The organism is Nostoc sp. UIC 10607 (assembly GCF_047228265.1).
Lineage (GTDB): Bacteria > Cyanobacteriota > Cyanobacteriia > Cyanobacteriales > Nostocaceae > Nostoc > Nostoc foliaceum_A.
Genome location: NZ_JBIQNW010000254.1, coordinates 1 through 437 on the forward strand (window position 1 = coordinate 1; position 437 = coordinate 437).

General features: G+C 46.7%; 1 protein-coding gene. It reads left to right on the plus strand.

Annotated features, from left to right (window positions below):
• Positions 1–437, plus strand: a 437-nt coding sequence (locus tag ACEYW6_RS36665) for a tetratricopeptide repeat protein (protein ID WP_412983674.1), incomplete at both ends; no start/stop codon positions are given.

The window sequence follows — 437 nt, forward strand, 5'->3', positions numbered from 1 at the left end:
ACCTCTATGAGCAATTGGGTCAAGACAAGAATGTAGCAAATCAATGCTACTGGTTAGGTGATTGCTATCGGGAATGGGGTAAATATCAGCAGGCACTTGAGTGTGAGCAAAAAGAATTGGCAATCCGCCAGCAGTTAGATGAGCAACCCGGAATAGGTCTGGCCTACTGGCGTTTGGGACGCATCTATCAAGCATGGAGCAAATACAAACAAGCGATCGCCCATTACCAACAAAGCCGTTACCTCTATGAGCAATTGAGTCAAGACAAGAATGTAGCAAATCAATGCTACTGGTTAGGTGATTGCTATCGGGAATGGGGTAAATATCAGCAGGCACTTGAGTGTGAGCAAAAAGAATTGGCAATCCGCCAGCAGTTAGATGAGCAACCCGGAATAGGTCTGGCCTACTGGCGTTTGGGACGCATCTATCAAGCATGG